This is a genomic window from Chryseobacterium sp. c4a, from assembly GCF_009900745.1.
Taxonomy (GTDB): domain Bacteria; phylum Bacteroidota; class Bacteroidia; order Flavobacteriales; family Weeksellaceae; genus Chryseobacterium.
In genome coordinates, this window is the sequence record NZ_WXVU01000026.1 from 32,861 (window position 1) to 58,898 (window position 26,038).

The window sequence follows — 26,038 nt, forward strand, 5'->3', positions numbered from 1 at the left end:
TAAATTGTTGTTAGATTAAAACCCGACTTCAAGTCCGAAAATAAATGAACGGGCCTGAGGATATCTTCCGGTATCTACACCATAGCTCTCCATCCCTACTTCAGGATCAAAACCTGTATATTTAGTAATGGTAAACAGGTTATTACTTGTCACATACACTCTGATTTTATTCACATCAAGTTTCTTATAAAGCTCTCTCGGTAACGAGTATCCAACCGTAAGGTTTTTAAGTCTTAGATAAGAACCGTCTTCTACGTAGAAATCAGATACTTTAGAGTAATTACCATTCGGGTCACCCTGTACCACTCTTGGAATATTGGTATTTGTATTCTGAGGAGTCCATGCATTCAGAATATCTCTGTCCATATTATAGTTCTGCCCGGTTCCACCTGGGTTTAATGAAATAAATTTTAACCCGTTGAATATTTTGTTTCCATATACTCCCTGGAAGAATAAGTTAAGATCAAAGTTCTTCCAAGTCATGTTGTAAGATAATCCGTAAGAGAATTTAGGGTATGGATTTCCAAGGTTTACAAAATCATTGTTATTGAGCTGTCCTGTATTTCCTTCCTTCTTCAGGAATTTAATATCACCAGGTTTGGCATTAGGCTGAATAAGATTCCCATTAGCATCTTTATAATTGTTGATTTCTGCCTGATTTTGGAAAATTCCATCGGTTTTATAACCATAATAAGAATAAAGAGACTCTCCCACCTTTACACGGGTAGGTTTCAAGACTCCACGTACGTTATTACTGTTGATAAAGATCTCATCCACATCAGCCAATTGCTTCACCGTATTTTTTAGTTGACTCAATGTTGCTCCAATGGAATAGGTAAAATCTCCGGTATTTTTACCATTAAAATTAATACCTAATTCATATCCTTTATCCTCAAATAATCCCGCATTTACATACTGATCTACATAGGTTGCCGTACTTTGAAGGTTGACATTAAAGATCTGATCGGTTGATTTCTTCACGAAATAATCAAATTGCATAGAAAGCCTGTTATGGAAGAAGGAAGCATCCACCCCAAAGTTGGTTTGTTCTGATTTTCCCCATTTCAATTCCGAGTTAGCCATTGTCTTCACATAATAAGCAATATTTTGTGATGGATCCTGGCCGAAAATAATGTTATTATCACGAATCATCTGCGGATTCACTGCCTGATAAGAAACTCCACCAAGATTTCCTAAAATACCATGACTTCCTCTTAATTTCAGGTTAGAGAGCCATACAATATCTTTCATGAAATTTTCTTTAGATACCATCCATGCTCCAGAAATGGAATAATAATCTGCAAAATGTTTTTCTTTAGAGACTAAAGATGTTCCGTCTCTCCTACCCAATAAGCTGATCATATATTTCCCGGCATAGTCATAATTTACTCTTGCCAGATAAGAAGTTAAAGCACTTCTGTATTTGTAACTTTCTGCTTCTTTATAAGTATCTGCGGTATTCTGAAGATATCGGAAGGCTTCCGCTTCACTTCTGAAATCAAAAGTTTTAGCACGGAATCCGTCTTCAGTTGTTTTCTGGAACGTTAGCCCTGCAAGGAAGTCAAAATTATGTTTACCGGTTGTAAATTTGTAAGTAAGGAGCTGCTCGGCAAGAGAAGTTGAAATATTATTGTTCTGATATTCCAAACTGTTGGTATCAAAGATTTTTCCTACTTCCAGTACCCTTGAAGTAAACTCTTTTACATTTCCTATTTTAAAGGTTTGAGCAAAATTGGATCGGAATTTCAAATCTTTAGCTAACGTAACCTCCATGTAAGGATTGATCAAAATCTCATGAGTAGGATTTTGAATACTGATTCTTTTCAAATAAGCAACAGGATTAATCATATCTCCATATCCTCCTGCCACATCAATCGGTAAGCCTGAAAAAGCTCCGGATGGTGTATATACCGAAACATTGGGCGGATAATACATGGCCGCCACTAAAGCTCCTGTGTATCCATTTCTTGTATTGGCTGTATTTCCGTCGGAATAATTATAATACATATTCTCTCCGATTGTCAACCAGTCTTTTACTTTGTGTTCAGAGTTTACTCTGAAATTATATCGTTTTGCCTGAGTGTTTAATAAAATCCCTTCAAGACTTCTATGGTTCATTCCCACGAAGAATCTGGATTTTTCATTTCCTCCGTTCAAGTTTACATTGTATTCCTGAATGGTTCCTGTACGGAAAATCTCTTTCATCCAGTTGGTTCTGGTAATCCCTCCGTCAGAATATTTATCTGCATTGAAGGCCAATGGAAGGTTATTCAGTTTTCCTGCATTCTCGTATGCCTGGCGCATTACATCTTGGAATTCAGCTGCATTTAAAGATTCTCTTATTTTCCATGCCTGATTAATTCCGTATTTAACATCAAAATCTACTGTCAGAGTTCCTTTTTTACCTCTTTTTGTGGTAATCAGGATCACCCCTCCGGAAGATCTCGCCCCATAGATAGCAGCAGAAGCATCTTTAAGAACAGAGATATCCTGAATATCGTTAGGATTAATTGCAGGTGTTCCGTTAAAAACAACTCCATCCACTACATAAAGAGGAGACTCACCGTTCACTCCGCCCAGACCTCGGATATTTACTTTAGGAGAGCCATTAGGATCTCCACCTTCATTCACAACCGTTACTCCGGGAGCTTTTCCCTGAAGAACTTCACCTACTCCGGATAAAGACCTGGAAGTAAGCTTATCCAATGAAGCCTCCGTAACAGCGCCGGAAACCTTACTTTTTTTCTGTGTTCCGTATCCAACAACAACAATCTCATCGATGGATTTTTCTTTTAAACTGTCTTTTTTTTGAGAGAGGAACATCGGTGAAGCTGAAATTGCACCAATAAGTAATACCCTACCCGTTAAATATGTTACTGAGACAGGGATTTTAAATACATTCATGACATCCTATTTAATTAGGTGCAAAATTAGAACAGCCTTTCCTCGTGGTACATTAAGATTTTCTTATGTTTTTATTAAGAAATTTTAGTTTTTTTCTCTTCCTGAATTCTTTATCGGGAAATTAAATCACTTTTTTCAATACTATAAAATCAAAAAATAATTATTCTGTTAGTATTCGATGCACAACTGATATTAACTTTATTTTAAATTTATAACCCAACTGAGACAATAGACTATAATGAAAGTGCAGATTTCCTTATTTTCTGCTGAAGTATTCCAGAGTAATAAATGACAGACTTCCCTTTTCTTTTTTTACATTTGCTAAAAATAGATTTTCCCAGCCCTCAGATTATCAAAAAACCGGATTATGAGCGTATAGGAAAATGAAACAATAAAAAATCATACGAATTAAATGACCATTATCATTACAGGAACCTCATCAGGAATTGGATTTGCTTTAGCTGAATACTTCGGTAAAAAAGGACATAAAGTATACGGTTTAAGCCGAAAATACACAGAAAGCCAGTATTTCAAGTCTATTCCGGCAGATGTTACCGATAACACTGCTGTTCAGAATGCTATTGCTGAAGTATTGAAAACAGAAACCAGAATAGATATTCTCATCAACAATGCAGGAATGGGAATGGTGGGCGCTGTGGAAGATTCTACCAAGGAAGATATCCTGAAACTTTTCAGTCTGAATCTTGCAGGCCCTGTTCAGATGATGACCGCAGTTCTTCCTACAATGAGAACCCAACAATTCGGAAAGATCATCAATGTATCCAGTATCGGGAGTGAAATGGGATTACCATTCCGTGGATTCTACTCTGCATCCAAATCTGCTTTGGATAAAGTAACTGAAGCTATGAGATATGAAGTGTATCAATGGAATATTGATGTATGTTCACTGCACTTAGGGGATATTAAAACCAATATTGCAGACAACAGGGTTATCGCTCAGGTTTCTCAGCCTTACAAAAATGTATTTGATAAAATATATGCTTTGATGAATGCCCATGTGGATGAGGGAACAGAACCATTAGAGGTTGCAGAATATATTGAAAAACTTTTAGGAAGAAATAAATGGAAAGCTCATTATTATTTTGGTAAATTCGGCCAGAAAATCGGAGTACCATTGAAATGGATTCTTCCACAAGGTGTTTACGAGAATTTGATGAAGAAATATAATAAACTGGACTAGTTTCAGTTTAAATAATTTGAAGATTAATGAAAAGTATTATTTTTCTGCTGCTACCCTGCTTTATTTTTACCCAAAAGCCTACACTTTTCCCCTTGAAGAAAGGAGATAAATGGGGTTATGGAGATAAAAACAATAAGTTTGTGATTGCACCACAATATGATTTTGCCTATCCATTTTCAGAATATAAGGTTTATGATCCACAGCTGAAAAAATATAGTAATCAGATGTCTGCCAAAGTACAACTCTCGGATAAAACAAAATGTATTTTAGAAAATAATACAGAAATCAGCTGTAGTAAACTTGAAGACCCATCATTTACGGACGATGAAAGTACTTTTATCTCAGCTACTGAAGAGGAAATAAAAGAAATGAGGAGAAAATCCGATAATGCAGAACAGAACATTATCAATCAGACTCCTGAGATTCTCAAGAACACCTATAAAAAAGTAAATGTACTTAGCACATCACCCTTATTATTTTTAGTTGAAAAAGACAATAAAAAAGGAGTGGTTAACAATACCGGTAATACAGTAGTTCCTATAGAGTATGATTATATTCAACCTCATGCGTACCAAAACCCATCAGGTTCTTATGAAACTTATATGGTTGCTGGATTATACAGTATCAACAGCAACATGCTGGACAAATATTATTCTAAGGATGGAAAGATATTTTTAGAGAGCTATTATCCCTATTCTCCAGCAGATTTAAGCGGAAAATTCATAAAAATAGCAGATAAGGACAAGAAGATTAGAATATACAGTCTTAATTCTCAAAAATACATCAATAATTCAGCTTATAATAAGGTATTGGATACATTCTCAAAAGGAATGATGCTTGTGGAAAGAAACGGAATTCAGTTTTATATAGATGATTCCGGAAAAGAATATAAAAGCGAATAAAAAATCATCTCAGTTATTTGATCCGACTATACCTCATATTACTTCTCTTTTTCTGCACTTTTGTTAAAGCACAGAAGAAACAGTATTGGCTTATAGATACAGAAACCAAGGTCAGAAAAAAAGTAAAAGATTCTGTTTCAGCTGTAAAATTTCTGGACTCCTTAGCTCAAAATAATTATTTTTTCACCCAGTTGAAGGATGTGAAGATAAAAGGGGACAGTACGGAGATTTTCTTTGACAAAGGAAAAAACTTTAACGAATCCTATGTAAACCTTTCGGATTCTATAGTTCAAAAACTGAAGGTTCAGAAAGATTTTTTCACCAAAAATTTAGATTCTACTAAGAAGAGCATCAATAAAAGCTATATTGATGATGGATATTCTTTCAGTAGAATTAAATCAAAATACAAAGGTCAGAAAAACGGCTTCCCTATTGTAGAACTGGATATCAATAAGAATGATAAAAGAACGATTGACGGGTTTGTTGTAAAAGGCTATGATAAGGTTCCCAAAAGGTTCATTAAAAACCTTGAAAAAGAATTCAAAGGGAAAAATTATGATGACAAGAACCTAGTGGCGATCAACAAAAATTTTCAAAGCCATCCTTTCGTTATGCTTGATCGGCAGCCACAAACTTTATTCACTAAAGATTCTACCAATATTTATCTTTTTTTACAGAAGAAAAAGACCAATACTTTTGACGGGGTAATTGGTTTTGGAAATGATAAGACCGATAAATTTACCTTAAATGGTACGATGAATGTGAATTTTAAGAATATGTTCAATGGTTTTGAAGCCATCAATCTATACTGGCAAAGAAACCCTGACAAAGGACAGACCTTTGATCTACAAGTGGATATCCCTTACCTTTTTAAATCCAATGTCGGGATGAATACAAAGGTAAATATCTATAGACAGGATTCTACCTTTGCGAACGTAAAATTCCTTCCCGCTTTTTATTATCATATCAATAACCGAAACAAGATCGGTCTGCGAGCAACATTGGAAACGTCTACCGTTATAGACTCACTGTATGCTATCGGAAAAGATTATAACAAAAAAGGGATTGGAATCTGGTTTGAAATGACCGAACCTACCGATATTGATCTTTTTCTTTACAAAACAAAGATCAATGCCGGATACGATTATTTAACAACAACTTATACCAAAGGAGATATAAAGTCCGGTCAAAACCAATTTTACTTTTTTGGAGAGCATAATTACCATATTTCAGGGAACCATTTCCTCAATATAAAAGGAGAAGGAGCTATGATGGATTCTAAAATAGAGTTTTCTGCAAACGAACTTTATCGTTTTGGAGGATGGAATTCCATGCGGGGCTTTAATGAAAATTCCCTCGCCGCCGACTTCTATTATTACGGAGGCTTAGAATACCGATACCTCATAGGCAACCAGGCATTCTTTGATGTCTTTGGCCAATATGGGCAGCTCAATAATAAATCATTGGGTGTAAAGCCTAAGCTCTATAGTGTTGGACTCGGATTCAATTTCTTCATTCCGATTGGGCTGATGAGTTTTCAGCTATCTAATGGTAATGAGTTTGGAAATCCATTTAAATTCAATGATATAAAGATCCACTGGGGTATTCTGAGTAGATTTTAAGAGAGAAAGGAAGCTGGGTGCGGAAAGTTTGAAGTGGCTGTAAGGTTACTATCTTGAGAGTAGCAGCCTTATGTAGAATATGTTCCAATTATTTTCTGAGCTCAAAAAGATTACATCCTCTTACTTCCAGCTTATGGCAGTATAATTTAAAAATTCTTTCATTACCAAAAACTAATAGAAAGTGTTTCAGCTATTTTGAAAACGTCAATGAATTCCAGCCTATATAATAAAGCAAAAACAGTGATACAACAACCACGTCCCACTTTACCATTTTATTAATTATTTCTGTTAAAAAATATATAAAACGTATTTTTATTTTAATACGAGCGTAAAATTCACGTAATAATGCCCGGCTAAATTTGCATTCAAAAAAAATGAAGAAAACTTTAGCTACGTTTGCTGTTTTTTTACTTCCCTTATATATTACAGCTCAGGAGATTGCCGTTTCCGGAAATGTAAAATCTGAAAATGGGACAAGTGTTTCAGGGGTTAATATCACCGACAAAAACACTGGAAAAACCGCTACGACAGATGAAAATGGGAATTTTACCATTTCAGCCAATCCCAAGGACATTCTGGAATTTTTTTCACCCGACTTCTCTGTTTATACCGTGGAAGTTTCTTCAAAGAAACAATATTCGATTGTTTTAAGAAAAACCAATGAGAAGCAGATTGAAGGGGTGGTAATTACAGCCTTAGGAATCGCCAAGAAAAAGGAAAAAATCGGATACTCTACCCAGGAAGTAGGAACAAAACAATTTGAAACAATTACAACGCCAAGTATTGGAAATTTATTTTCAGGGCAGGTAGCTGGTTTGAATGTTTCTAATCCAACAGGAATGCAGCAAGCTCCTCAATTTACATTAAGAGGAAATTCTAACCTGGTATTTGTGATTGACGGGGTAATCGTAGAAAAAGAAGTTTTCCAAAATTTAGATCCGAATAATATAGAAAACATCAACGTTCTTAAAGGAGCTACAGCATCTGCACTTTACGGTTCAAGAGGTAGATATGGAGCCATTCTTATCACTACAAAAAGTGCAAAAAAGAAAGGGTTCTCTGTAGAGTTTTCTCAAAATACAATGATTACAGGAGGTTTCACTAACCTTCCTAAAACACAGACTGAATACGGAAACGGATCTCACGGAAAATACGAATTCTGGGATGGCGCTGATGGTGGGGTGAATGACGGAGATATGATCTGGGGGCCAAAATTTGTTCCGGGATTGCAGATTGCACAATGGAACAGCCCGATCAGAGATAAAACAACCGGACAGGTTATCCCCTGGTATGGAGCTGTAAGCGGTACTCAGTATAATGATAAATCAAGATATGAAAGAGTTCCGATTGACTGGAAATTCCATGATAATTTAAATACTTTCTTAAAGCCAGCTATTATTAACAACAATAATTTCGCGATAAGCTACAGAAACAATAAAGACATCTACAGATTTTCAGGAAACTTCATGAATTATGATGACAGAGTTCCCAATTCTTATTTACGAAAGTATGGAGTGAATTTCTCCTCTGAAAATCACTTGGGAGACAAACTTATCTTGGATACGAAGTTTAATTTCAACCAAGCCTTTACCCCAAACATTCCCAATTATGAATACAACCCAAGTGGGCACATGTACACCATCCTAATCTGGATGGGTGGTGATGTAGACGGAAAAGCTTTAAGAAATCACATGTGGATTCCAGGACAAGAAGGCAGAGCACAAGCGAACTGGAATTATGCATGGTACAACAATCCATGGTTCGGAGCTGAATATTATAAGAACCAAAACAGAACCAACATCATTAATGCCCAAACCGGATTAGAATATAAAGCAACAAAGGATTTATCCGTAAAAGGTAAAATTTCCATTGTAGAAAATCACAGTAAATCAGAAACATTTAGCCCTTATTCTTATTTCAATTATAGCGCACCAAGAAGTGGTGGGTATATTGTAAAAGATCTGAAGACCTGGAATCTGAACTATGATGTACTGGCTACTTACAAGAAAAAGATATCAGATAATTTTGACTTTGCCATCAATGCCGGAGGGTCTGCATTTTATTATAAAAACAATAACAATGAAATGTCTACAGATGGTTTAAGAATTCCGGAAGTCTACAACTTTGAAAATTCCATAGGAGCGCTCAAAAAATATACGTACTTAAAGGAAAAACTAATCTATAGTGCTTATTCTACGATTGATATCGGATTATACAATGCGTTCTTCATCAACCTTTCCGGACGTAATGACTGGTCTTCTACTCTACCCAAGGCCAACAGATCATATTTTTATCCTTCGGCATCCATTAGTGCTGTAATTTCCAATCTGGTTAAAATGCCTGAAGCAATCAATATGCTAAAGCTTTCTGCTTCATGGGCAAAGGTGGCTTATGATTTCCAGCCTTATTCGATCAGAAACTATTATGCAAACAATAAAGGCGTTAACTTTAACGGTAATCCAACCTATTTATATCCAACAATCCTGAATAGAGAAAATTCTTTAAAACCTGAGCAGACCAAGTCTTACGAATTAGGATTAAGTGCAGGTTTATTCAATAACAGAATTACTTTAGATGCTACGTATTTCAGAACATTAGATTATAATAACATCTTGCAGTTCCCAAGTGCTGAATCATCAGGTTTCGTTTCACAATATGTAAATGGTAACGAGTACACCACTAAAGGGTTTGAAATCTCACTTGGATTAGTTCCTATAAAAACTGCAGATTTTACATGGAAAGCTTTACTTAACTGGAGCACCTATAATCAGAAGCTAACATCCATTTATGATAATATGCCTAACTATAATAACATTAAGCTAGGGGAAAGAATGGATAGCTACTACGATTACGAATGGCAAAAAGCTCCGAATGGACAAGTCATCTTGGATGCTAAATCAGGAATGCCAACCAGAGCCAATACACAAAGTAATCTAGGACACTTCAACCCTGATTGGACTTTCGGATTCACCAACACTTTTAAATATAAAAAGCTGTCCTTAAATATCGGAATCGACGGAAGCATCGGAGGAATTATGAGATCTCAGGTCGTTGAAAAAATGTGGTGGGGCGGTAAACACCCTAATTCTGTAGCATACAGAGATCTTGAATATGCCAACCCTGGAAAATATTATTTTGTACCCAATGGGGTAAATTACGATCCTGCAACCGGGAGTTATACTCAGCATACAACTCCTATCAGCTTCCAGGATTGGGCACAAAATTACCCATATCAGGCAAGGGTTACCCAGAATGAAAGTGAAGAATTTGCAAATGTTTTCGATAGAACTTTTATCAAGTTAAGATCAGTGGTATTGGAATACGACTTCTCTTATCTCTTGAATCCTAAAGGAATGATCAAGAATTTTACCGCAAATATTTCAGCCTACAATCTTGCCATGTGGAAAAAGTCGAAAAACCTTTATTCTGACCCGGATTTCCAGATCAGATCCGGAAGAACAGGTGATGTTACCAATGACATTCAGGATCCTTCAAGCAGATGGTTCGGAATCGGGTTTAATCTTAAATTTTAATTTAAAGGCGACATTACAATGAAAAATAATATATTCAAAACGAAAGAGTTAAAAAACAAAAATGTCAAAAGGTTAATCACCTCTGTATTTACAGCAGGAGTACTGGCATTGACATCGTGTGAATCTAATCTTGATAAAATCAATGAAAACCCCAATGATCAGGCAAGCATTGATCCCAAATACCTTCTCACCTATGTTTCTAAAGATGCCTTTTGGGTAAATAGAGACAATATGTATGCTTCAAGAATGATGATTGGTACTGACGGTGAAAATACTTTTCAGTATATGAAATGGAACGATGCATCTTTTGAAGTCTATTCTAAAGGACTTCTTAATACGGTAAAAATGATGCAGGAGGGTGAAAAAAGAAATAATAAAAACTATGTGGCTGTAGGAAAATTTTTAAGAGCTTATTATTTCTTTAATACAAGTTTAAAAGTAGGCAGCATCCCTTATTCTGAGGCTGTAAAAGGAGAATCAGGAATTACACAGCCTAAATATGACAGCCAGGATGTTGTAATGGCCGGAATCTTATCAGAATTAAAAGAAGCCAACGATCTTATTAATACCAATGATACAATTGAAGGGGATATTATTTTCAACGGTGATGCTTCAAAATGGAAAAAACTGATCAATTCATTCCGTTTGAAAATTTTAATTACACTATCTAAGAAAACAACAGTTGGGAGTTATACCATCGCAACAGAGTTTGCCTCTATCGCAGGAAGCCAGCCTCTAATGAGCTCAATTTCTGATAATGGAGAGCTTAAATTTGCGGATGCCGCCGATAGCAGATACTCTATGTTCAACGACAGTGGATATGGATCAAGTTTATACATGGCCGATTACTTTATTAATATGTTTAAAGACCGTAATGATCCAAGATTGTTTACTTTTGCGGCTCAGACTACAGGTGCTAAAGAGGCAGGGAAAGCGATTACAGATTTCAGTGGATATAACGGAGGAGACCCTGTTTCTCCTTATTCTGATAATGCAAAATTGATCACAGCAAAAAATATTTCCAAAGTAAACGACCGTTTTTATAAAGATCCTACAAATGAACCTTCTTCGATTTTGAGCTATTCTGAGCTGGAGTTTATTCTGGCAGAAGCAACCGCAAGAGGATGGATTTCAGGATCTGCAAAAACACACTATGACAACGGAATCAAAGCTAGTTTCAATTTTTACCAGACGTATGTAAAAAATCCGGGACAATATTTTACAGGATTTGATGTGAATCAGTATCTGGCAACTCCATTGGTTGTTTATGATAATTCTGCTCCTTTACAGAATCAATTAGAGAAAATTTTGACGCAAAAGTATATGACTATGTTCCACCAGTCACAATGGACTTCTTATTATGATTATCTAAGAACAGGATATCCTAATTATCCTTTAAAAGCAGGTGTACCGGCACCATTCAGATTCAGATATCCTCAGTCTGAGTATAATTATAACAGTACCAATTTAAAGGCAGCTATTACCTCTCAATACGGAGGAAACGATAATATAAACTCTAAACCTTGGTGGTTACAATAAAAATCTGACTTATTTTTATACAAACAAAGAAATCGCGAGAAAATCCTATTAACTTGCGATTTCTTTCTTATTACGATTGATCATGAACAGAAGAGAATTTTTAGAAAAATCAAGTATTTTATTAGCTGGGTTGGGAACATCAAGTGTTTTACATCCTGCAATCCTTAAAGCTTTAGCAATAGAACCCACTGCATTGTCTACTTTTTATGATGCAGAACATGTTGTCATTTTGATGCAGGAAAACCGTTCTTTCGATCATGCTTTTGGAGCTCTAAAAGGAGTTCGTGGATTTTTGGATAAAAGAACATTCATCAAGCAGGATGGTCATTCCGCTTTTTTTCAAAAAGAAAATACCGGAAAATATGCTGCACCAGCCCGTCTGGATCTGAGAAATACCAAATCAACCTGGATGAGTTCACTTCCCCATTCATGGGAAAATCAACAACAGGCTTTTAATAAAGGAAAATATGACCAATGGCTGCAGGCAAAAGCTTCAGGTAACGAGAATTATAAAAATATTCCCCTCACTTTAGGATATTACAATCGTGAGGATCTCCCCTTCTATTATCAGCTTGCGGATGCCTTTACCATATTTGATCAATACTTTTGTTCTTCTATGACAGGAACTACTCCGAACAGACTTTTCCACTGGTCAGGAACCCTGAGAGAACAACAAAATGGAAAGTCAAAAGCAAATGTTGTAAATGATGATATCGACTATGATAAAGCCAGACAAGCTAAATGGAAAAGTTTCCCCGAAATTTTAGAGGAACAAAATGTGTCATGGCGTATTTATCAGAATGAGATCAGCCTTCCAAAAGGATTATCCGGAGAACAGGAAGCCTGGCTGAGTAATTTTACAGATAATCCGATTGAATGGTTTTCAAAATTTAATGTAAAGTTTTCAAAAGGATATCATGAACATATTCCCAAGATAATTACCTCATTGAAAGAGGAAATTCTGAAAAAACCTAATCAGAAACAAAGGCTGGAGGCCATCATTGCTGAACTTCAGGAAGACCTGATAAAATATCACCCGAATAATTACGCTAAGCTTTCCCCAATGGAGAAAAATCTTCATGAAAAGGCTTTTACGACCAATTCAAATGATCCGAACTATCACGATGTAGAAGTCGGAAAGGATGAAAACGGAGAAAGGCTGGTTGTCCCAAAAGGCGATGTGTTGTTCCAGTTTCGTAAGGATGTGGAAGAGAAAAAACTTCCACTGGTTTCATGGCTGGTCGCTCCTGAACATTTTTCAGATCATCCGGGATCGCCTTGGTATGGAGCCTGGTATATCTCTGAGGTTTTAAATATACTGACCAAAGATCCTGAAATGTGGAAAAAAACTATTTTCATTATCAATTATGATGAAAATGATGGTTATTTTGATCACGTAATCCCTTTTGCTCCTCCATTAAACCCAAGTCAGCCTGTTGATCTTAACGGAAAAAGTGGTGTAGAATATGTTGATAAAACCCAGGAATATATGTCTGATCCTACGTTAAAGGATTATGAAAAAGCGGAAGGAACAGTAGGCCTTGGCTACAGAGTTCCGATGATCATTGCTTCACCATGGACGAAAGGAGGTTTTGTAAATTCTGAAGTTTCGGATCATACTTCAGTATTGCAGTTTCTGGAGAAATTCATCATGAAAAAGTTCAATAAAGATGTTCATGTAGACAATATCAGCGAATGGAGACGAGCTATTTGTGGTGATCTCACTTCGGCTTTTAATTCTCCTAATGTCAAGGCTCCACAAATGGATTACCTGGATCAGAAGGATTACGCTAAAACCATCAATGCTGCTAAAAATAAACCTGTCCCACAACTGAAATGGTATTCCGAGAATGAATTGAAGAATGATTTACTTCACATTCAGGAAAAAGGAATGAAACCATCTCATGCACTTCCCTACAATTTCCATGTAAATCTGGAGGGTGGAAAAATTAAAATGATCAATTTAAAGGAGAATGGAGTTCCGCTTCATCTGTATGACAGAACTCAGTTCAATGGAAAAGAGTATTATTTTTCCTACGCTTTATATTCTCAGCAGGAATTATCACATCCTACAACTCAATCAGGAAACTACGATTATGAAGTTTTTGGCCCCAATGGTTTTTTCCGAAAGTTTAAAGGAAACAATACTTCTACATCAGAGGTTATATTGACGAATAATATTTTGAAAAATCAGGTTGAACTGATCATTAAAAATGGTAAAAAAGGAAATATTACACTGGAAAATCTGTATGACAAAAGTAAAAAAACACTCTCTATTCAGAAACCAGAGGAGAAAATAGTTATCGATCTTGCCCCCTATAAAGGATGGTATGATCTAAAAATCACTTCAGATGATCATATCTGGCATTTTGCAGGAAGAATAGAAACAGGTAAAGTTTCTGTTTCAGATCCTCATTGGATGTAACAACAATTCCTCAATAAAACATTGTAAATCCTGCACGTTTGTGCAGGATTTTTTATATTTAAAAAGTGAAATAATTATCAAATATATTGCATTACGAAAGTGAAATAATCAACAATATAAAAATTATTATATATTTATTTCATTATTAATTGATTTTTATTATATTCACTTAACTAATATTGAGATCATGAATAAATTAAAATTAACCGTTGCAATGTCTTTATTTGCAGCTGCTATATCTGGAAATTTAAGCGCTCAGGATACAAATACAGATAATCATACGATTACTATTTCTATCCCTGAAGTTGCACTGGTAGATATTGAACCTGCCGCTACAAAAAATATTACCTTAGGATTTACAGCTCCTACTGAAGCAGGGAATCCTATTACCCCAAGTGCAGCCAATACTACATTGTGGCTTAACTATTCTTCTATCAAATCTGTTGCAGACCCAACTCGTAATGTAAGTGTAAAACTTAATGCTATTATTCCTGGGATAGATATCCACGTGACAGCGGCACCCGCTAGTGGTTCTGGAGCAGGTACTTTAGGATCATCTGCAGGATTATTAACACTAAGCGCCGCTGACCAGACTATTATTTCTGGAATTGGGAGTGCTTATACAGGAAATGGGGCTAACAATGGACACAACCTTACGTATGCTCTTGCTGCAGGAAGTGGGCCTGGTGGTGTGGCAGCTTATGCAGATTTACAGGCTACCGCCACTACTGTAGCTACCGTTACCTATACAATTTCAGATAATTAGGATTTAAATAAAATTCTATTCCGCATTTCAAAATCAAGAAGAAATTGGATTCCAGTTTCTTCCTGTTTTTATATTATTAACTATTAAACTCCAAACTTTACATAATGATAAAGCGTATTCTTTTTTTAATCACATTGATTTTGCAGTTCAGCTTTTTACATGCCGGCATAGTGGTTCTTAATGGGCTTACGCATTCCTATACAATAGAAAACGGAAAAGTTTACAAAGGGAAAATTGCGATTGAAAATACGGGTAACAATCCACAAAGTGTAAAATTATTTTTACAGGATTTTACTTATCATGCCGATGGAACCATTAATTACACGGAAGTACATACCCAAAAGCGAACTAATGGAGATTGGATAAAGCTCAACACCAATTTAGTAACATTAAAGGGTAAAGAAAAAACAGAGGTATTGTATGAAATTACCGTTCCCAATCAGAAAATAGATCCCGGTAGTTATTGGAGTGTAATTATTGTAGAGCCTGTAGAGGATATAAAACCAAGCGATAAACAAGTTGGAGTAAATATTACCTCTGTTATCCGATATGCCATTCAGGTTATTACAGATTATGATACGGAAAAGGCCAAACCGGACCTTACATTCGAAAATATCAAAGTAGAAAAAGAAGAAGGGAAACAAACGGTAAAAATTGCAATAGCCAATAAAGGAAATCTTTATTGTAAGCCTAAAGCATCTATTGAAATCTATAACCGCAAAACAGGGGAAAAAATAGGGACTTTTTCAAGTTTAACAATGGGGTTACTGCCTTCTACTTCTAAAACATTTTACATTGATATCAGTAAAGTACCGCCTGCTCAATACAAAGCGACTGTAATAGCAACAGACGAAGATGAGAACGCTTTTGCGCTCAATGTGGAATTAGAAGTAAAAAATGATTAAAACCTGGACACAATTTATTATTATATTATTCCCGCTATTTGCTTTTTCTCAACAACAATCTAATCGATTGGTCAGTAAAAAAGATAGTTTAATACCGGGAATGTCTACTTCTATTCCCTTCAGTCTGCAAAATAATTCATCTGAAAATAAAATATATGATATTTCGGCTACTACTTCAAATCCAAATATCACTCCTATTCTAGCAAAAAGTGAGTTCCAAATCCCTTCTTATGAAACTTCTGTATATCTGGTTCCTTTGCGTATTTCAGCAGAAACCACACAAGGAGATTATATAGTTACACTCAATATTACAGATCGTTCCAACGGGTCATCCCTTACAAAAACCTCACAGATTACAGTTTCGGCAAGCAGAAAGCTTTCTCTCACAGCCCTGAATTCCCCAGAATTTATAAGGGCTGGTGAAACTATCGATGCTTCTTTTCTTTTAAAAAATAATGGAAATATAACAGAGAATATTCTTCTGGAAAGTAAAAATGCTATTATTGATCATGAGACATCTATCATTCTTGGACCCAACGAATCAAAGGTTATCACAGTACATAAAGCTACTAATCCAGAACTGGAACAAAATGAATTTCAGAATCTAAATCTTTCGGTCTACTCCAAAGACAATCCTAAACAAAACCAAACTGTATATATCAATACTCAGATCATATCCGTAAAGCCCACAAATAAAGATATTTATCACAGACTTCCTGTTGTGGCTTCATTATCTTTTATCGGAATGAAAAATATGGGGGTATATAATGATGGATTTCAGGGTGAGATCTATGGTAAAGGAGCACTGGATAAGGAGAATAAAAATCAGATAGAGTTTCATGCCGCTACACACAATCCTATTGAACTCAATACTTTTACTCAGTATGAGGAATACTTTGTGAACTATAAAAGGGAAAATTTGTTCGTACATTTGGGGGACAAGACCTATTCATCCTCCTATTTGACGGAGTTTGCCAGATATGGCCGTGGTGCAGAAATCCGGTACGATTTCAACAAAATAAGTGTTGGAGGCTTCTATAACCATCCACGCTTTTTCAGAGATATTAAGGATGAATTCAATATTTATTCGGCTTTTAAAATTCGTAAGGAGTCTGAAATTTCAGTTGGATATCTTTATAAAACACCTTTAGAAGAAAATTCCAATTTTGGAAGTACAAGATTAAGCACAGAAGCACATCTCCCTTATACTAAAGGCAAATTTAAACTTTCAAAGAATATCAACCTTTCTGGAGAATTTTCCTACAGTACCACGAAAAACAACGAAGGAACAGCGTATATGGCTCAGGTTGAAGTTAATTTTGAAAAATTGAACGGAAATCTTCTCTATATGAAAGCAAGTCCAGAATTCGCAGGATACTTTACCAATACGAATACCTTCAGCGGAAATCTACAATACAGATTATCCAAGAAGATAAATGTTTTCGTCAACTATATGCAGGATGCTAAAAATTTTAAGAGAGACACTTTGTTTCTGGCGGCACCCTATAGAAAATATATACAATATGGAGTACAATATAAATATCTTTCTAGTGGATCTATTATGCTTAATAATGGATATCAAAAATATCAAGACCGTTTAGAACCTAAACAGTTTGATTACGATGAGCGGTTCTTTAGCCTAAGTATAGATCAGCATATCGGAATATTTCAAATTAACATTGAAGGGCAACTGGGGAAAACAGATAATTATTTAACAGGTTTTAGTGGGAATTCTAGTATATACTCTGCCAATCTTTCCTTTGAAAAATTCAAAACATCCTTTACCCTTTTTGGAAGTTATGCCAATACCTCCAGATATCAGTTACAAAATCAAAAAATGTGGTATTACGGAGCAAGAATTTTCAGCAGATTCTCTAATAAAACCAGTCTGAGTATTTTCTATCAAAACAATTACATTCCTGAGGATTACTTTAAAGACAGAAACTTATTTGAGATGTTGTTTCATCAACAATTGTTCCCGGGAAATGAACTTGACTTTTCGGGCAGATATTCACTACAACGAGGACAAATTGGAGATAAAGACTTTATTTTTTCCATGCGTTATACCTGGCGACCGAATATTCCCGTACAGAAAACAGCCGAATATGTTTCTTTATCCGGGAATATAAATAACCTTGGAATCAAAAAAACAGAAGGAATAAGATTAATGCTGGGCAGTTACTTATCTATTACCGACAAGGATGGAAATTATGTATTCAAAAATGTAATTCCAGGTAATTATTTCTTGGAAATAGACCGCTCTACCACTGAGATTAATGATATTCCAACAATAGCTTTTCCAGCTGCATTATCTCTTTCTAACAAAGAAAACATCTTTAATTTCGGATTAACAACGGCGGCTAATCTACAGGGACAGATCCAACTTTTGGAAGCCGAAGAAAAAGACAAAACGAATATTGAGGCATTGCAGGTAAAAAAAGGAAAAAAGAAAAGAGAAAGTATTATCGTAGAAGCTATTAGTAACAATCAGACCTATCGTAAGATTTGTTTCGTAGGTGAAAGTTTTGATTTTACCTATCTCCGCCCAGGCGATTGGATCGTAAAACTTTATAGAAATGGTCTTGATAAACGTTATAAAATTTCAATAGATCAATTTCAATTTTCTTTAAAACCTTCAGAAGAAAAAAAACTCAATATTCAGATTGTCAAACAACAAATAGAAATTAAGTATCAACAGGAATCTTTAAAAGTAGGATATAATCAAATAAAAAATAAGAAATGATTTTGAAACGCTTCCTATTATTAGCATCTTTTATTTTTTCCGGTGTATTGTATTCTCAAGCGAATGTTACACTGACTCTACCTGTTGTGACCTTAATGGACATAGAACCTGCAGGGAGTATTACTTTAAAATTTACAGCCCCTACAGAAGCCGGGAATCCTCTTACCAACCCTACTCCCGATACCTCAAAGTGGATCAACTATACTTCTGCTATTACTTCTGGAGGGCTTACCAGAAGAATCACAGCAGCTGTTAATGGTACGACCCTAATTCCGGGAGTGAATATCAGATTGCAGGCAGCTGCGGCATCCGGAGCAGGTGGCGGTACCTTAGGAACCCCTTCCGCACAGGTTACCCTTACCAATACTCCAATCACGATCATAAGTGGTATTGGAGGAGCTTACACAGGTAATGGTACTAATAATGGACATCGTCTTAGTATATCCCTTACTCCTAGTACTTATGCCAACCTACAGGCTCAGACCAATACAACTCTTACCATTGTCTATACCATTACAGAATAAAACGGAAATATGAAAATGAATGGCCTCTTCTTCGGAACAACACTTATAAAAAGATATTTATATACTTTTATTTTATTCTTAATTAGCAACGGCATGGAGGCACAGGTAGTAAATGTCTCTGGAAGCTGGACTGCCAGTATACCTTCAATTACTGAAGCAGGCACCAATTATGCAGGAACTTATGATAATACTGCCAATACAGGTACTAATCAAATAATACTTTCTGGAACATTACCTGGTTCTTTTCTCAAAGTCCTTTCAAGTTCAGGAGCAAAAATGACGATGCATTATGCATCCAACCCCTGGAATACTTCTATGACTCTTTCTGCAAAAAGAACCGGCGGAACTACAACAATACACGGCGTGTGTCTTCTCTGCACAGCCAGTATCAATGGAGGAGCCAGTTACATTCCAATCCCCCAAGCATCCGATGTAACATTTGTAACGTTCACTTTTGGAGGAGTTCTAGGGCTTGGTAATAGTGTTACTTTTGACGATATTGTTTTACTATTGCAGGTATCCGGCGTTTCTGTTACAATTCCTGCAGGCACTTACGGTGCCCGGGTTGTTTTCACCATCGTAGCAAACTGACGGAATAAATCATGTAAAATGAGGATTAAAAAATAAAATGGTGTGCTATTATATAAAAAAACAAACCTTTCCAGATGTTGGAAAGGTTTATTTTTAAAATGATCTTCAAATTAATGCTTTGCCCACCAAAGAGGAGTAAGTACGGCATCTTGTCCGCCCAGTAACTGTACGGCTTTCGTATACCCATTCTGATCTGTATTTCTGAAAGTACTTGGATATCTCAACCTCTGAGGAAAATTCTGAATAGAATTGGTCATATAATTCCCTGAATTAAGATTAGGTAAATTAACCAACGGAGTTTCTATTGCAGGGTTCTCAAAGAAAGGCAGTCCCAGTCTTCTCTGATCACTCCATGACTCCAGCGGAAGCCATGGCATATTGGCGATATACTTTTGCGTAATGATTTTGGTAAGCTTATCATTTTTCACTGAACCGTTTTTGTAAATGGTATTGGCCGGATATTTAATCTCAACAGAAACCATATTGCCTGTAGAAGGGTCTTTATAATTCATCGTATGGCTAGCTCCCGGTTCTGTTACATGCGTATAAGCTACTGAAGTTCCGTCACGGTTATAATCCGTTGAAGCAATATACTGAGTATAGAATTGTGATACTCCATTATAATCAAAACTATCTTGAATTCCTTTATTATAAGCAGCAACATCACTCATAGGAACAGACCAGCCTTTTAGAGCTGCTTCTGCCATCAGGAAATAAGTCTCCCAGCTTGCAAAGAAAATTCTGGAATTTTTCCCCTCTCTATATTGTTTCCCTAAAGCAGGCATGCAACCAATAACCCCTCTCAATCCGTTTCTCTGTCCTTTTACTCCCCAGCTTCCTATTGTAGTTGCATTCCATGTATTCACCGTGTTGATTGTAACTTTAGAACCATTGGCAAACGTTAAATCACCCTGATTGGTAGTCGCCTGGTTTGTAGTAGTAGGATAAAGTGAATAAATTGGACTGGTAAGATCCCCCGGAATATAAAATGTTTTATAAGCTCTTGGGTCTATTTTATTCGGAAGCCCATCCAGCCAATATCCGGCACTTGGATCATTGGTCATTGTAGAGAATTGTTCATCATATTTTATACCGATATAATCAGAATTTTTCACTGCTGTATGTTGTGCAGCCGGCAGCTGATCTGTAGAATTGATCCCTCCTAAGCCAATATACATATTATTAAGGGTAGCTGATAAAATCTGAGAATTCCATTCTCTGGACATCACCCCTGATAAAGGATTCCAACCGATATCTTCTTTAACTTTAAAATTATCGTCACTTGTACTGATAAGCATATTAGAATTGGCTGCATCTTCAAACTCTGTTTTTGCTTTTGCAGGATCCACTTCTGATATCCTCATGGCAATTCTCATTCTCATAGAGTTGGCATATTTTACCCATTGCCCCCACTTAAATCCATAGGCCATATCATAAGCATTAGGATTGGTAGGAACCGGTTGCTTAACATCCATTTTAGCCGCTGCATCTTTCAATTCATTTAAAATAAAATAATAGACTTCTTTTTCGGAATCAAATCCAGGGTTTACTCCTTTAAATGCCTGAATAGGCTGCGGACCAAAGTTATCAGAAAATTCACTCATTAAATAAGCTCTCCAGATTCTGGCCACCTGAATAAGATTATCATAATGAGGTTTGCCCTGACCTATGGCTTTCTTTTCATTGGCAATTTCAATAGTTGCATTGGCATTATTCAGCCATTCTGAAATTCCTTTCCAGTATTCTACAGTCCAGGAATCATCATATGATCCCCCTGCTATTCCTGTTGTAAAGTGTTGTCTCGAGGCCGTTTTCCAATACAAAACAAAAGTACGTTCTGCAATATTGGGATCCTGCTGAGCTCCTAAAATGGAGTTGTTTAAAAAATATTCCGGTTCGGCCTTATTAATATCTACCGAGAACGGATCATTATTGATTTCTTCAAAATCATTACATGAAGTACAAACTACAGCCAATGCAATGAGAGATAAAATATATTTTTTCATGATGTTATTATTAATATTAAAAGCCTAAGGTGATAGAGAATAAATAAGATCTCGTCGTTGGGAATGCCAGATTTTCAAATCCTACAGCATTAGAATTAATGGCAAAGACAGATTCAGGATCTATTCCTTTTGCTTTACTATAAATCATCCAGACATTATTTGCTGTAAAGGAAACTTTAGCACTCTGCAATGCCAGCTTTTGAAAGATACTTTTAGGGAAATTATAAGATACCTGAACATTTCTTAACCTGATATTGGTGGCATCATAGATATTCTGCTCCGTAATACCTAGATTTCCTGCCATTACAGCCGCCCAATAATCCTGTTGGGTAATTTCCTTTGTATTGTTGATAAAACCTCCATTTTGCTGTACAACTGCATCAAGAATAAAATTGTCTCTTCTTCCTCCAGGAGCTGTATCAGCAGCAAGTCCTACTTTCTGTAATGCGGATTGGGTAGACGAATAGAATTTCCCACCAATTCTCCCATCGATAAGGAAAGAAAGTCCAAAATTCTTATAGGCAAAGCTATTGGTAATTCCAAACAATGCTCTTGGTGTCTGATCTCCTAAATAATATTGTTCCGCAGTGGCCTGAGGTAGACCATTCAATCCCACAATAAGCTTTCCATAATGAGGACTGTTAGTATCTTCTACTCTTAAAAACTTTGTCCCGTAAATAGATCCATAAGGCATACCTACTTCTGCAAAAAAGCCAACGTTATCAAATCCAGCCAAAGGGTATTTTAAAACCTCTCCGTCTATTCTGTCAATCGTACTTTTCAATTTAGAGAAATTTGCATTGACGTTCCATGTAAAGTTTTCTTTCTTGAAAATGTCTGTATTCAAAACAACTTCAATTCCACTATTACTAAGACCTCCTGAGCTTATCTTTCGATACTCATACCCCGAAAGCGGATTCATAGGTAAATCTATGAGCTGATTGGTTGCGGTATTCCTGAAATAACTTACATCCAAAGAAATCCTGTTGAAGAATTTAAGATCAGCTCCCACTTCAAAAGTTTTAAGTTTCTCAGCATGCAGGTTAGAATCATAAAGAATTTTCTTTCTGCCAAGAATGGCATGTCCGCCTGGATCTGCCCCCAGTTTGTAAGTATTGTATAGTTCGTAAGGATTTAAAGAATTTCCGGTTATCGCATAGGCAGCACGAAGCTTAGCAAAAGTTAATACTTTAGAAGTAGTACCATTTAGCTTATCCAGCATCTCTGTTAATACTAAAGATGTACTGATAGAAGGGTAAAAATAAGATCTGTTCTCAAGGATGAGGGTGGAAGACCAGTCATTTCTTGCGGTAGCATTGATAAACCAATACCCATCATAATTAATTTCCGCATTGGCAAATACAGAATTGATTTTTTTCCAGAAATCCACCTCATTATTAGCAATACCAGCAATATCACTTGTATTATTTACACTGAATACATTGGGAACAATCAAGCTTTGGGTACTAAAGTACAAGGCTTTCGTTCTGCTTTCCATCATTTGTCCATATACAGAAAGTGATCCACCCCATTTTCCAAATAAATGATCTTTTTTCGCTGTAAGACTTGCTATATAATTATTCTCATAAAACTTTTCTTCACTGGTTGCATAAGAATTCTTTCGTGAAGAACCTGTCCATACTCTTGCATCTGCATTTAAAGCATAAAAGTCTGTCCCTATCCTTACATCACCACTCAACCAGTCATTAAACTGGTACTTAAGGTATCCATTTAAGAGAAATCTATCTTTCTTATCTGCATTAAGGCCATTATAAGCAGACCAATAAGGATTGATACCATTAGGAGTAATCCATCTTGACTTTATATTATTCTGAGTCTGCCCTTCTCTATAATCTCTTACATCAATATTCTGAGGCATGAGAAGAATATTTGGATAGTAATTACCATCTCCTTTGCCTCCTGAAGGTCTGTTATTAGCCTTTGTACTTATATATTGAACCTTTACTTCAGAAGTCCATCTTTTATTCGCCCCAAAATTTGAGTTCATCTTAGCCATAAAATTAAATCTCTCAAATTTAGAATTAGGAACCTGGCTGTTATCATTCAAATAATTGGCTGAAGTATATAAGCTTGTCCCTTCTCCTAAATTTTCCTGGAAACTTAACGTGTGTTGTGAACTTATTCCTGTCTTAAAGAAATTTTTCAGATTATCATACCTTTTACCTCCTTCCAAAGCAGGGCCCCAGGAACTGGAATTATCACTTGTTGCAGAATTGGCTACCCCATTGAGCCCTAACCCAAAACTATGTTGCATATCTGGTTTCATAAACAACGTTTCAAAACCTAAACTTGTAGAATAGGTAATGCCCAGACCACCTTTTCTCTTTCCCGTTTTGGTGGTGATCAGGATCACCCCGTTTCCTCCTCTGGATCCGTACAAAGCAGAAGCAGCTCCTCCTTTAAGAACAGACATGCTTTCTATATCGTCGGCATTAATATCAGCTAACCCATTTCCCATGTCCAAATCCGGATTCCAGAAGTCATTATTAAAGTATCCGTCATTCTGTTTTGCTTTTGAGCCTGCACTATTGCTTAATGGTACTCCATCAACTACAATAAGAGGCTGATTATCCCCTTTAAGCGAGTTGAACCCTCTAAGGTTTATCTTTGATGAAGAAGCGGCTCCAAAGCCTCCTTTTATAACCTGAAGACCTGCAACTTTACCTACCAAAGCATTGGTTACATTTGTCTCTTTAGCATCAACCAATGTTTGACCTTTTACATCCTGAAATGAATATCCAAGAGTTTTTTTCTCCTTTTTAGCACCGTAGGCTGTTACAACAACTTCATCAATTTTTCCAACTTTAGTAGAATCTGTACGTTGTGCAGACAATTCAGTAAAGCAAAAAAATAAAGCTGAAAGAAGTCCTACTTTAATGATCATTCTATTCATAATTATATTTAATGTTTGGGAATCAAATATAACATTTTAACAGTATTTAATATCATACTAACAAAAATTAAGCTAAAATATTGAAATATCGCTGATACAATTAAAGTTATACTTTCATATTTGAAAAAATAGATTCGATTTTAATAGAAATAGATCATTTTTGAATGCAAAAAAGTTTAAGAGCAATAAGTAATTTATAACGAATGATAAATATTGGTATGATACTTTAGATTATCAGTACTGCTCACGCTTTGTCATCTCGTAGATAATCTAGAAAAATATAAATGTCAGCCCTGGCTGGTATATTTCTACAGTGTTTACTCTATTCAATAGAAGTGGGCTTTAGCCCGCTTTATCATTCACAAGCAATCCAATGGCTTTAGCCAAAACCTATAATACAAAGAAAGAATAGAGCTTAGTAAGCATCATTCACTGATGATATAAAAAAGAACTGCCTAAAATAAGAAGCATTCCTGCTTATTCGCTCTCTTTATTATCCTGCAGGGATCTCGGCAACATTAGCCCTGGCTGATATATTTTACAGTGTTCTCTCCATTCAATAGGAGTGGGCTTTAGCCCGCTTTATCATTCACAAGCAATCCAATGGCTTTAGCCAAAACCTATAATACAAAGAAAGAATAGAGCTTAATAAAAAACATCATTCAATGATGATATAAAAAAGAGCTACCTAAAATAAGAAGTATTCCTGCTTATTCACTCTCTTTATTATCCCGCAGGGATCTAGACAACGCTAGCCCTTGCTGGTATATTTCTACAGTGTTCTCTCGATTCAATAGAAGTGGGCTTTAGCCCGCTTTATCATTTACAAACAATCCAATGGCTTTAGCCAAAACCTATAATACAAAGAAAGAAAGAATGAATGAATGAATAGAGCTTAGTAAATACTATTCACGGATTTCCATACTCCTGTTGAGATCATTACAGGATAACAAGATACGGGGAATAACGATAATAGAATAATGATAAGGAATAGATGGTAGTGGTTGGTGGTGTACTCCCTAAAGTATAAAGCAAAAAAAAATCCTCTATCTTTCGATAAAGGATTTTTAAAAATAAAATAAAAACTGGCGGCGGCCTACTCTCCCGCGTTAGCAGTACCATCGGCGCTGGTGGGCTTAACTTCTGTGTTCGGAATGGGAACAGGTGAGCCCCACCGCTAAAACCACCCTAAAGGTTGTATATAGCATCTGGCTATTTGCTGCTAGCTTTTGGCTCTTTTGCCAATCGCTAAATGCTTTATGCCAATTGCGTTTTTAAGCGATAAAAACTTTCACAAAGACAAAACCTTTACTGCGCATAAAGTACTTGTCTATTTATATTATAATTTTAGATATAGCAACCATAGGCTATAAATCTACGGGTAATTAGTACTACTTGGCTATGACATTACTGTCTTTACACCTATAGCCTATCAACGTCGTCATCTACAACGACCCTTAAAA

14 protein-coding genes and 2 rRNA genes are annotated in these 26,038 nt (G+C 36.0%); 11 read left to right on the forward strand and 5 right to left on the reverse strand.

Annotated elements, in window-relative coordinates; all coding sequences use genetic code 11:
- Positions 1–15: 15 nt before the first annotated feature.
- Complete coding sequence (locus tag GTR01_RS23505; RefSeq protein ID WP_160140148.1) at positions 16–2,904, reverse strand: SusC/RagA family TonB-linked outer membrane protein; 2,889 nt, start codon at positions 2,902–2,904, stop codon at positions 16–18.
- 412 nt (positions 2,905–3,316) lie between these two features.
- On the opposite strand from GTR01_RS23505, the gene GTR01_RS23510 reads away from it, so the two are divergent.
- From GTR01_RS23510 to GTR01_RS23560, 11 genes are all read left to right on the forward strand, one after another.
- Positions 3,317–4,105, forward strand: a complete 789-nt coding sequence (locus tag GTR01_RS23510) for an SDR family oxidoreductase (protein WP_160140149.1) — start codon at positions 3,317–3,319, stop codon at positions 4,103–4,105.
- A gap of 26 nt (positions 4,106–4,131) precedes the next feature.
- On the forward strand, positions 4,132–5,007 hold the full coding sequence (locus GTR01_RS23515; protein ID WP_160140150.1) for a WG repeat-containing protein: 876 nt from the start codon (positions 4,132–4,134) through the stop codon (positions 5,005–5,007).
- Between the two features lie 17 nt (positions 5,008–5,024).
- Entirely contained in the window at positions 5,025–6,629 is a 1,605-nt protein-coding gene (locus GTR01_RS23520; protein WP_228452333.1) for a hypothetical protein, read from the forward strand.
- 374 nt (positions 6,630–7,003) lie between these two features.
- On the forward strand, positions 7,004–10,162 hold the full coding sequence (locus GTR01_RS23525; RefSeq protein ID WP_160140151.1) for a SusC/RagA family TonB-linked outer membrane protein: 3,159 nt from the start codon (positions 7,004–7,006) through the stop codon (positions 10,160–10,162).
- A gap of 18 nt (positions 10,163–10,180) precedes the next feature.
- Positions 10,181–11,701, forward strand: a complete 1,521-nt coding sequence (locus GTR01_RS23530; RefSeq protein WP_160140152.1) for a SusD/RagB family nutrient-binding outer membrane lipoprotein — start codon at positions 10,181–10,183, stop codon at positions 11,699–11,701.
- A gap of 82 nt (positions 11,702–11,783) precedes the next feature.
- Complete coding sequence (locus tag GTR01_RS23535; RefSeq protein WP_160140153.1) at positions 11,784–14,126, forward strand: phosphocholine-specific phospholipase C; 2,343 nt, start codon at positions 11,784–11,786, stop codon at positions 14,124–14,126.
- A 187-nt stretch (positions 14,127–14,313) separates the two neighbouring features.
- A complete protein-coding gene (locus GTR01_RS23540; protein ID WP_160140154.1) occupies positions 14,314–14,892 on the forward strand; it encodes a hypothetical protein in 579 nt (192 codons plus the stop codon).
- Between the two features lie 104 nt (positions 14,893–14,996).
- The gene (locus GTR01_RS23545) at positions 14,997–15,797 is read left to right on the forward strand and encodes a WxL protein host-binding domain-containing protein (protein WP_160140155.1); all 801 of its coding nucleotides are present in this window, start codon (positions 14,997–14,999) and stop codon (positions 15,795–15,797) included.
- Complete coding sequence (locus GTR01_RS23550; RefSeq protein WP_160140156.1) at positions 15,790–18,540, forward strand: hypothetical protein; 2,751 nt, start codon at positions 15,790–15,792, stop codon at positions 18,538–18,540. The genes GTR01_RS23545 and GTR01_RS23550 overlap by 8 nt, the downstream gene beginning before the upstream one ends.
- The gene (locus GTR01_RS23555) at positions 18,537–19,064 is read left to right on the forward strand and encodes a hypothetical protein (protein ID WP_160140157.1); all 528 of its coding nucleotides are present in this window, start codon (positions 18,537–18,539) and stop codon (positions 19,062–19,064) included. Before GTR01_RS23550 ends, GTR01_RS23555 begins: the two co-directional genes overlap by 4 nt.
- 15 nt (positions 19,065–19,079) lie before the next feature.
- Entirely contained in the window at positions 19,080–19,655 is a 576-nt protein-coding gene (locus GTR01_RS23560; protein WP_160140158.1) for a hypothetical protein, read from the forward strand.
- 110 nt (positions 19,656–19,765) lie between these two features.
- Here the strand turns inward: GTR01_RS23560 and GTR01_RS23565 are convergent, their stop codons facing one another.
- From GTR01_RS23565 to GTR01_RS23580, 4 genes are all read right to left on the reverse strand, one after another.
- Positions 19,766–21,661 (reverse strand): SusD/RagB family nutrient-binding outer membrane lipoprotein, encoded by a 1,896-nt coding sequence (locus tag GTR01_RS23565; RefSeq protein ID WP_160140159.1) that lies wholly within the window; start codon positions 21,659–21,661, stop codon positions 19,766–19,768.
- Positions 21,662–21,677: 16 nt separating this feature from the next.
- Positions 21,678–24,575 carry a SusC/RagA family TonB-linked outer membrane protein gene (locus GTR01_RS23570; RefSeq protein ID WP_160140160.1) on the reverse strand — a complete coding sequence of 966 codons (2,898 nt, stop codon included), beginning with the start codon at positions 24,573–24,575 and terminating at the stop codon, positions 21,678–21,680.
- Between the two features lie 1,083 nt (positions 24,576–25,658).
- Positions 25,659–25,766, reverse strand: a 5S ribosomal RNA gene (gene rrf / locus GTR01_RS23575).
- Positions 25,767–25,939: 173 nt separating this feature from the next.
- Positions 25,940–26,038 (reverse strand): 23S ribosomal RNA (locus GTR01_RS23580); the annotation flags it as partial.